This is a genomic window from Pseudoalteromonas sp. S3785 (assembly GCF_005887365.1).
Taxonomy (GTDB): domain Bacteria; phylum Pseudomonadota; class Gammaproteobacteria; order Enterobacterales; family Alteromonadaceae; genus Pseudoalteromonas.
In genome coordinates this window covers 1-252 of sequence record NZ_PNCT01000201.1, presented here as the reverse complement: position 1 = coordinate 252, position 252 = coordinate 1, and the positions used below count along the sequence as shown (strand labels likewise).

The 252-nt window shown below is 54.8% G+C and carries 1 protein-coding gene; it reads left to right on the top strand.

Annotated elements, in window-relative coordinates:
* Positions 1-252, top strand: a 252-nt coding sequence (locus CWC17_RS19135) for an amino acid--tRNA ligase-related protein (RefSeq protein WP_283956927.1), incomplete at both ends; no start/stop codon positions are given.

Here is a 252-nt window from a genome sequence, read left to right as displayed (position 1 = left end):
ATTACAGGCTCCCCGTGGGAAGTATCGCCACTTCCGCGCCGGAACGACGAAAACCCATTACTGACCGACCGCTTTGAGTTTTTTGATGGTGGACCTCAGCTTGCAAATGGCTGCTCGGAGCTTTCCGATGCACCAGCCCAAGCTGTGCGCTTTCCTCGCCAAGTTGAAGAAACAGACGCCGGCGATGATGAAGCAATGCACTACGATGAAGACTACATACGGGCACTAGAGAACGGCTTACCGCCTACTGCC